Origin of the sequence: uncultured Bacteroides sp., from assembly GCF_902491285.1 — a bacterium.
Taxonomy (GTDB): domain Bacteria; phylum Bacteroidota; class Bacteroidia; order Bacteroidales; family Bacteroidaceae; genus Bacteroides.
Map to the genome: position 1 here is coordinate 1 of NZ_CABUHK010000134.1, position 7809 is coordinate 7809.

The following is a 7809-nucleotide window of genomic DNA, read 5'->3' on the forward strand; positions in this document are numbered from 1 at the left end:
CTCGTTACAAATTTATGCAAAATTATTGTATCGTCCAATTTCTTGGAGGATTAAAGTCCTTTGAACGAACCTTTAAAGAAATATCATTGACTATGAAATTACTGTTTATACTTTTGATTTGTTCTGTTGGATTAGCATATGCGTCAGACGGATATGCACAAAAGACTTCTATTACTTTGCAAGTAAACGATTGCGCAATAGAAGAAGTGCTGCACAGGATTGAGCGTGAATCCGGATTCAGCTTTTTTATAAATAGCAAGAATCTAAATCTTAATCGCCGGGTATGGGGCATAGAACGAAGCGGGTTTTTCAATGGTCGGGAAAAATGGGCGAAAGATTTTGAAAACCAAAGGGTTTAGGCATGATCGGGAAAATGGGCTGAATATTTCGAAGCGGTTTTTCTCTTTACATGGGCTTACATCTGCTTTACGTTTGAGGGGCTTTTCTTCGGATATTCGGGGGATTGCTTTACATCGGGCTTGCAGATGGGGCTAAAACGGCCTGGAAGGGTTTTATTTTCGGCTGTGTGGCCGTTTTATGGCTGGGTTGATGGATTTTGTTATATGATGGTGTGAACGGCTGTGTGGCCGTTTTTTTGTGCCTATTTTTAAATATAGTGCCTTAAAATTCTTCCAAATAAGCATTATTTAGTATATTTGCAGCATAATAGAAACGAATATGGCAAAAGTGATTCATGTGCATTTGCTGCATAAAATAGACGGGACGAAGCAGAAAGATTGGTATTTCAGCAGTATATCGGCTGTTTATACGGTTCTGACGGCAGATCAGGTGGGGGCAACCAAGAATTACCTGCTTCATGCCGGGCTGTCTGGTAACGGCACAATATGCACGAAAAAGGCTATAATTAAGCAATCTACGCTCATCTCGGGTGGTAGTAAGGGAATGGTTAGAACGATATAATAGCGCCGTTAGAAAGGCTTGTAGGCGTTATTTCTTTGAATGCTGATTGGGGAGCTTATGGCTCCCTTTTTTTATGCCCCTACGGTTGGTTTTATTTGGTTAGGGGTTACTATTGGGGTTACTGTTAGGGGTTACTACTTCTTTAAGTTAGGGGTTACTTTAGGGGTTACTTTTTCAGTTCTCAGAGGGTACGCCCGAAATAGGAAACTATGTTATAAATGAAAGCAAGTGCCGTTTTTCTCTGTTTTCAGAGAGGAAAAACGACACTTGTTTGTGTGATATACCTTATTATAATAAAATAAATCCTTTGATTTACAGTGTATTTACGAGTTTGCTTCAGGTAAATTCCTTCAAAAGTGTGTGCGTGCGTCCTTTTTTAGCCTTCTGTAGGAGGCATGCGTGTACCACTTAGAAGAACTTGCTGATACTTCCGATTACTTCAAAGACATTGATGATGCGTGATTTGTCGAATTCCTGTTCATCGTAGTCATTGGTGTTGATGGGGATGAAGCGCAGCTTGTCCGGATCCGGCGACCTGCGGAGGATTTTAATGGTGCGGATGGTATCCAACACCACTGCATAGATTTCGCCATATTGGATGTCGTTGAGTGTGCATTGGTGCAGGGCAATGATGTCGCCATGGTTTATTTTGGGTTCCATGGAGTGCCCGGTGACATTGCACCAAAGGCTGGCTTTTTCGAATCCCCTTATTACAATGTTGGTGGCAGGTATGTTTACCTGTGAATTAAACACTTCATCAAAGCCCCCGATAAAGTCCACATCGTAGTATGGTGTACCGATGGATGGGTTCATAGATGTGGTAGGCAGAGTCGAAGAATTTGCTTCGTCTATTGTTTTAATGCCGTTCAAATCATCTTTCAACATGCTTCCTGCACCAGTAAGTAACCAATCGGCAGATAATTCCGGATAGGCTAATAGAATTTTTTCAATATTCATTGAGCTCATGCCTTTGCCAGACACCTTTGCTTTCCCAATAAGTCCAACAGAAAGACCGGCATTAACAGTCATTTGATTGTCATTTATGCCCTTTTTCTCCATGAAATATTGAAGTCTTTCTATAAAATTCATATCCTTATATTGATTTTCTTCCATATTTAGTTTGATGTATTGAAATAATTCTATATATTTGCAGCGTGTTTAAGATGTAAACAGCGCGCCAAATATACAAAAAAGGCGTGTGATTAGCGAATTTTAAGGATTAAAGAAAATGAAAGCAAAAGTAATTATAGCTCAAGCAACAGCCGAGACCGCCGAAGCTCTTTACGGACTGGTCAAGAAGATGGTAGATACAACAGCAATCAAGGCTTATCCCAGTGTAGATTATCAGGCAGTTTTCTTTTCAGCTGATAGATACGACTTAGACTTTGTAAAAAGAGTATTGGCGGATAAGTGCTTTTCTTTCAAAATTGAAGATGCAGAATAATACAATAAAATAAGTGAGTTTATGACACAGCAAGAATTTATGGAACGGACGGGGATAACCCCTACAGCAGAGGATTTTGATTACATCCATGCGGTTTATCTGAACACTTCGATGAACAAGGATGAGTTCTGCAAAGATTTCAAGAAACATGGGGACAGCCGGATTATCCGCGATGTCCATGTACGGGTGCTGAACTATGAGATGAAATGTGAACGGCAAAAGGAAGTTATCGGCAACCTGACCGACTTCCTGATTGGAAAGGCGCATGCGTATGACGATACCGATTTCCGCAAAGAAGCGGTAGGGCTGGTCGGTGAGATGGAAGTGGTGAAACGGACCATTGAATTGGGGCTTCCGCTTTGGGATGAAGACAGGATGGTTGTCCTTTCGATGATAGAAGAACAAGGCAAATAGATTGCCGGATAACTGGCAGCCCGGAAAGACGGGCAGGGGCGGCAGGCACGGCCGGAGAGTTGGTAAATCGAAAATGAGAAATCGAAATAAGAAAGCGTAGAAAGCCGTCGGGGTTCGATTCCCCGCGCCCCACGATATAAACTTTTAAAATTTAGAGTTATGGCAAAGAATTTCAATCCGAGAACAGCAGAGAGTCTGTTCAAACAGAAGTTGCGCACGATGATAGGCAGTACGGCACATACGCAGAATATTGCCGACCAGGCGATGGAGCTGGCTGGACAATTCATGACGGAGGATGAGATAAGCAACTCGGATGCCTACCGGGTGATAGAGAATGTGAGCTGTGTGTGTGAGGAAGCGATGCAGGTGCTGGTCGAAGAACTGCAGAAAGGGACACGCCTTCATGAAATACTGACGGGTGATTAGGAAATAGCGGAAGCCGTTGAAAACCTTTGAACGAACGATAACGATTAAAAAGTATGACGATATGAGAAAGCAGATTTTGACAGATAACGAGACCAAGACCTTCTTGATGAAGACATTCGGATGCAGCCGTCAGGCTGTGTGGCAAGCACTGAATTTTGTCCGTGACAGCGATCAGGCGCGCCGGATACGCACTCTTGCCCTGAAGCGAGGCGGCAAACTGACTGACGGGAACTTCATCCCGAACTGCGAAACCACCTTCGAGGAGTGCGAGAAGACCATGACCTGCACTTTCGGTCCCCGTGTAAAACTCGTGGTCCACAGAAAGACCAATGATGTGGATGTGTACGTGGACGGAAAACGGACTGAAACCTACCAATGTGAATTTGTATCGGATTTCATGCAGCTGCAGCACGAGACCCAACAGATGGCATCTGCCTTATAAATAGAAATGAAATGGAGTATTATGGAAAGATATTGTGCATATCCTACAATGACCTGACTTACGATGACCGACCGGTGATGGTGGACGGAAAGGCAGACTACAGCAGAAGCCGCACGCTGAAAGGAGTTCATCCTTCCACTCTTTCCGAAGAAGAACTTGCTCCCATCATGTCGATACCCAATTACAAGAAGTTAGCGGCAAAGGAGAAAATCAATGTAGTTCGATCCGGAAGAGGTCTGGGAGGTTACGTTTTGGTAGAAATAGCCACCATGCCCCTACGGTTTCAGGAAAGGATAAAACTAAAATACGGAGATATGAAAGAAGACGTAATAAGAAACTGGCTCGGCAGCCATTACCACATCGATGCGAAAGCCCGGGAATTTTACACCCGGTTCCGTTTTGACAACGGAGATGCACTGCCACCGGAACACATCCAAGAATATACGGTAAACGCTTCGGTAATTGAGGCAGTGATGCGTGCCATGGAGGATGCCACGTTTATGCGAAAGGCCATGAAGGCCGGGCCGGTGAACTGGGGCGAACTGGCAGGAGCCATCAGTTACTACCAAGCAGAGTTCGGACATACCTTGCCTGTCAGTTCCAACCGCTTCAAGAAGCGTGTGAATGACTTCAAGGCCAACGGCTATGAAAGCCTTATCAGCCGCAAGTTCATGAACCAGAACCGCCGGAAAGTGACCTATGACATTGAACGCCTGCTGCTGAGCATCGATGCCCAACCGGAGCAGCCCTTCAATACCACCGTGTGGGAACAGTACAATCTATTTGTGCAAGGAGAACTGGAGCTATATGACCCCGAAACCGGCGAGGTGTTGAATCCGGCAGACTTTACCGACAAGGATGGAAATCCGCTGGTATTGAGCCCGGCCACAGTAGCCAACTACCTGAACAACCCCAAGAACAAGGCCCTTCGCGGTAAGCTGCACATGAGCCAATGGGATTTCAACAATGCCTACCGTCCTTATCATCTGCGCAGCATCGGTGAATATTCCTTGAGTAAGGTTTCTCTTGACGACCGCGACCTGCCGCGCCCAATGAAGGATGGCAACCGAGTGAAAGCCTATTATGCCTACGATGTGGTGAGCGGTGCTGTAGTGGGATATGCCTACAACCGGTACAAGACTACCGAGTTATTTTTAGACTGCATGCGAAACATGTTCCAGACCCTGGACCGGAACGGCATGTATATCCCCGCCGAGTTAGAAGTGGAACACCACCTGGTAAGCGACTTTGCCGACGGATTGATGCAAGCCGGTACCGTCTTCCCCCTGATCCGCTGGTGTAACCCCGGGAACTCGCGTGAAAAACGTGCCGAGCACAAGAACCGCGAAAAGAAATACGGTGTGGAGAAACGCACGCAGGTAGGTATCGGCCGATGGTATGCCAAGCTGGAGGCCAACCGCCCGAAGGAAGAAAAGGTGTATGACGAAAAGAACAACACCTACAAGGTGAAGACCTATAGTTATGAAGAACTGGTAGCCGATGATATACGCGCCATTGAGACCTTCAACGCACAGCCTCACCCCAACCAAAAGCGCTATCCGGGCATGAGCCGTTGGGATGTGCTTTGCGCCCATCAGAACCCGAACCTTGCACCTTGGGACAAGGCCGTTCTTTACCGGTTCATCGGACAGCACACCGAAACAACCATCCGGCAGAACACCTACTGCACGGTGATGTACAACCAATACGGACTGCCCAGCCCAGAAATCATCGAAAAGCTGGAGCCGAGGAACTACAAGGTAGATGCCTATTATCTGCCCGATGCCGACGGAACCATCAACGAGGTATATATCTACCAGAACGGACGATATATCGCCACCTGCAAGCCCGTAGCCCGTTACAATGAGAATACAGCCGAGCAGACCGAGTACGACAAGGCAGCCTATACCGAACAGTCCAAGTATGTAGCTCAATTCGACAAGATGATGAAGGACGGCAAGATCAAGCGTGTGGGCATCCTTGCCAAAGAGGAAGCAAAGCTGATAACAGAGGTACAGGCGGAAGCCGTTCCCCTTCCTGCACAAGCCGAGGAAGAAGATTACTCAGCCTATATGGACATCAGTGCCTTCGAGCATGATGCAGTAGCCAAGATATAATTAACGACGTTAGAACGAATTTAAAACAGCATTCAAATGGAAATAACAAATGAAGTAAAGCAACGTATTGTGGCAGCGATAGCCGCCGACCGTGAAAATTATCCCAGTGACAACCGCCATGCCACGGCACTGGGCATAGCCCCCAGCGTGTACAATGCCATCAAGCGGGGCAATTATGAAAAGCAGGTCAGTGATGCCAACTGGGTAGGCATAGCCCGAAGACTGGGCGTGCAACTGCGTACGGAAATGCCCTGGCTGGCAGCCCAGACCCCGACCTACGTATTTGTGAGCAAGCAGCTGGAAGTGTGCCAGGGCAGCGGTCTGAGCGCCATCCTGTGCGATATGCCCAATATCGGCAAGACTTTTACGGCCAAAGCTTATGTGAAACAGCACAAGCACGCCGTATATGTGGACTGCAGCCAGGTAAAGACCAAGTTGAAGCTAATACGCTACATTGCCAAGGAATTCGGCGTGACCAGCAACGGACGCTACAGCGACGTATATGAAGACCTGGTGGCCTACCTGCGCACGATTGATACGCCTCTGGTTATCCTGGACGAAGCCGGCGACCTGCAGTATGAAGCCTTTTTGGAACTGAAGGCCCTGTGGAATGCCACCGAACGCTGCTGTGCCTGGTATATGATGGGTGCCGACGGATTGAAAGAGAAGATCAACCGTGCCATCGAAGGCAAGAAGGTGGGCTATACCGAAATGTTGAGCCGCTACGGTGACTCCTACAGCAAGGTGACCCCGGACGATGCGCAGGAACGCGAAAAGTTCCTGAAGGCACAGGCTGCCATCGTGGCCAAAATCAATGCCCCGGACGGTGCCGACATTGCCAAGATTGTTCACAGCACCGGAGGCGGCTTGCGGCGCGTATATACCGAAATCGAAAAATTAAGGAGGGTGCAGGCATGATAAGCAAGATAGAAATGCAAGCGATGGATGCTGTTATCGGTATCCATCGCGAGATGAGAAAAGCGAATGAGATAGACTGGGAACAGCGCAGATATGAAATTGCCAAAAGCATGCTTCCGGTAGTAAGAAGCAATTCATCAGGTATAATGTCTATAAAACAAGTTGCCGGACTTGCTGTGGAGTATGCTGATGCTCTTATTGAAGAATTGAAAGGGGGTAGCCGTGAAACTGAAGAGAGCCTACAGCCCCGGTGAGGTGCTGAATATGAAAATACCCCGGTATGAGTTTACCGGGGATTGGCAAGCCTCGATAGGCAACCCTGCCAAAAGCGGCGTGTGGATTATCTGGGGTGCCAGCGGGAACGGAAAGAGCAGCTTTGTGATGCAGTTGGCCAAGTACCTGTGCGGCTTCGGACGTGTCATCTATGACAGCCTGGAAGAAAGCACTGGCCTTGCGTTCCAAATGAGCCTGAAACGGCATAAGATGGACGAAGTGCGCAAGCGGTTGGTTATCCTTGACCGCGAGTCGATGGACCAGCTGGAGGAACGTCTGCAGCGCCGGGGCAGTCCCGGCATCGTGATTATCGACAGCTTCCAATACAGCGGCTTGAACTACAAGACCTACAAGGAGTTCAAGGAACGTCATCCCAAGAAACTGTTTATCTTCATCAGCCATGCCGAGGGACTTCATCCGGCAGGTAGAAGCGCCCGCAAGGTGGAATATGATGCCGATGTGAAAATCATGGTAAGCTGTTTCAAAGCCTGGTGCAAAAGCCGCTTTATGGAAAAGCCCGGTGAACCCTACGTGATATGGGAAGAAGGTGCTGCCAAAACATTGAAGGACGATAATATAGAGGATTATTTGAATGATGGAATGGGAGAATAAGCTGTACCAGATACTCCTGAAAGGACAGGAGGCGGAGGCCGTGGTGGACGATTGGGTAGAGCGTAACATACAAAGCGACCTCCGTCTGCGCAGGGCCAAGACAAAGGGACACGTAGTGATAGAAACCAGGGATGTGATGTTTGCCCGGAATATCCAGGTATGGCATCCGTCCTGCCAAATAAACATTAAAGATTTGAAGTGATGGAAAAGAAAGAAGAAAAGAAAGTGTGCTGCATCTGCGG

The 7809-nt window shown here is 47.4% G+C and carries 11 protein-coding genes and 1 pseudogene; 11 read left to right on the forward strand and 1 reads right to left on the reverse strand.

Annotated features, from left to right (window positions below):
* Positions 1-14: 14 nt before the first annotated feature.
* Both RDN93_RS20950 and RDN93_RS20955 read left to right on the forward strand, forming a co-directional pair.
* A pseudogene (locus RDN93_RS20950) lies at positions 15-284 on the forward strand (hypothetical protein); the annotation flags it as partial.
* 394 nt (positions 285-678) lie between these two features.
* Positions 679-921, forward strand: coding sequence for a hypothetical protein (locus RDN93_RS20955; protein ID WP_007751495.1), 243 nt, complete (start codon positions 679-681; stop codon positions 919-921).
* A gap of 408 nt (positions 922-1329) precedes the next feature.
* Here the strand turns inward: RDN93_RS20955 and RDN93_RS20960 are convergent, their stop codons facing one another.
* On the reverse strand, positions 1330-2034 hold the full coding sequence (locus tag RDN93_RS20960) for a helix-turn-helix transcriptional regulator (protein ID WP_007758935.1): 705 nt from the start codon (positions 2032-2034) through the stop codon (positions 1330-1332).
* Between the two features lie 115 nt (positions 2035-2149).
* Here RDN93_RS20960 and RDN93_RS20965 point away from each other — a divergent pair, with 115 nt between their 5' ends.
* The 9 genes from RDN93_RS20965 (at position 2150) to RDN93_RS21005 (ending at position 7769) form a co-directional block, all read left to right on the forward strand.
* The gene (locus RDN93_RS20965; protein WP_007751500.1) at positions 2150-2365 is read left to right on the forward strand and encodes a hypothetical protein; all 216 of its coding nucleotides are present in this window, start codon (positions 2150-2152) and stop codon (positions 2363-2365) included.
* 21 nt (positions 2366-2386) lie between these two features.
* Positions 2387-2779 (forward strand): hypothetical protein, encoded by a 393-nt coding sequence (locus RDN93_RS20970; RefSeq protein WP_007751501.1) that lies wholly within the window; start codon positions 2387-2389, stop codon positions 2777-2779.
* A gap of 159 nt (positions 2780-2938) precedes the next feature.
* Positions 2939-3205 carry a hypothetical protein gene (locus RDN93_RS20975; RefSeq protein ID WP_007751507.1) on the forward strand — a complete coding sequence of 89 codons (267 nt, stop codon included), beginning with the start codon at positions 2939-2941 and terminating at the stop codon, positions 3203-3205.
* Between the two features lie 61 nt (positions 3206-3266).
* Positions 3267-3647, forward strand: coding sequence for a hypothetical protein (locus RDN93_RS20980; protein ID WP_007758937.1), 381 nt, complete (start codon positions 3267-3269; stop codon positions 3645-3647).
* Between the two features lie 11 nt (positions 3648-3658).
* Entirely contained in the window at positions 3659-5764 is a 2106-nt protein-coding gene (locus RDN93_RS20985; protein WP_308747286.1) for a hypothetical protein, read from the forward strand.
* 36 nt (positions 5765-5800) lie between these two features.
* Positions 5801-6682 carry an AAA family ATPase gene (locus tag RDN93_RS20990; RefSeq protein ID WP_117700136.1) on the forward strand — a complete coding sequence of 294 codons (882 nt, stop codon included), beginning with the start codon at positions 5801-5803 and terminating at the stop codon, positions 6680-6682.
* Complete coding sequence (locus tag RDN93_RS20995; protein ID WP_308747287.1) at positions 6679-6936, forward strand: hypothetical protein; 258 nt, start codon at positions 6679-6681, stop codon at positions 6934-6936. The genes RDN93_RS20990 and RDN93_RS20995 overlap by 4 nt, the downstream gene beginning before the upstream one ends.
* Positions 6905-7567 (forward strand): hypothetical protein, encoded by a 663-nt coding sequence (locus RDN93_RS21000; RefSeq protein ID WP_308747288.1) that lies wholly within the window; start codon positions 6905-6907, stop codon positions 7565-7567. Before RDN93_RS20995 ends, RDN93_RS21000 begins: the two co-directional genes overlap by 32 nt.
* The gene (locus tag RDN93_RS21005) at positions 7548-7769 is read left to right on the forward strand and encodes an RNA polymerase subunit sigma (protein ID WP_117741854.1); all 222 of its coding nucleotides are present in this window, start codon (positions 7548-7550) and stop codon (positions 7767-7769) included. Before RDN93_RS21000 ends, RDN93_RS21005 begins: the two co-directional genes overlap by 20 nt.
* Positions 7770-7809 lie beyond the last annotated feature (40 nt).

Bases quoted from the DNA above. Each gene is read 5' to 3' on its own strand.
- RDN93_RS20965 (WP_007751500.1), top strand. From the start codon at position 2,150: ATGAAAGCAAAAGTAATTATAGCTCAAGCAACAGCCGAGACCGCCGAA.
- RDN93_RS20985 (WP_308747286.1), top strand. From the start codon at position 3,659: ATGGAGTATTATGGAAAGATATTGTGCATATCCTACAATGACCTGACT.
- RDN93_RS21005 (WP_117741854.1), top strand. From the start codon at position 7,548: ATGATGGAATGGGAGAATAAGCTGTACCAGATACTCCTGAAAGGACAG.
- RDN93_RS20970 (WP_007751501.1), top strand. From the start codon at position 2,387: ATGACACAGCAAGAATTTATGGAACGGACGGGGATAACCCCTACAGCA.
- RDN93_RS20980 (WP_007758937.1), top strand. From the start codon at position 3,267: ATGAGAAAGCAGATTTTGACAGATAACGAGACCAAGACCTTCTTGATG.
- RDN93_RS20990 (WP_117700136.1), top strand. From the start codon at position 5,801: ATGGAAATAACAAATGAAGTAAAGCAACGTATTGTGGCAGCGATAGCC.
- RDN93_RS20955 (WP_007751495.1), top strand. From the start codon at position 679: ATGGCAAAAGTGATTCATGTGCATTTGCTGCATAAAATAGACGGGACG.
- RDN93_RS20975 (WP_007751507.1), top strand. From the start codon at position 2,939: ATGGCAAAGAATTTCAATCCGAGAACAGCAGAGAGTCTGTTCAAACAG.
- RDN93_RS20995 (WP_308747287.1), top strand. From the start codon at position 6,679: ATGATAAGCAAGATAGAAATGCAAGCGATGGATGCTGTTATCGGTATC.
- RDN93_RS20960 (WP_007758935.1), bottom strand. From the start codon at position 2,034: ATGGAAGAAAATCAATATAAGGATATGAATTTTATAGAAAGACTTCAA.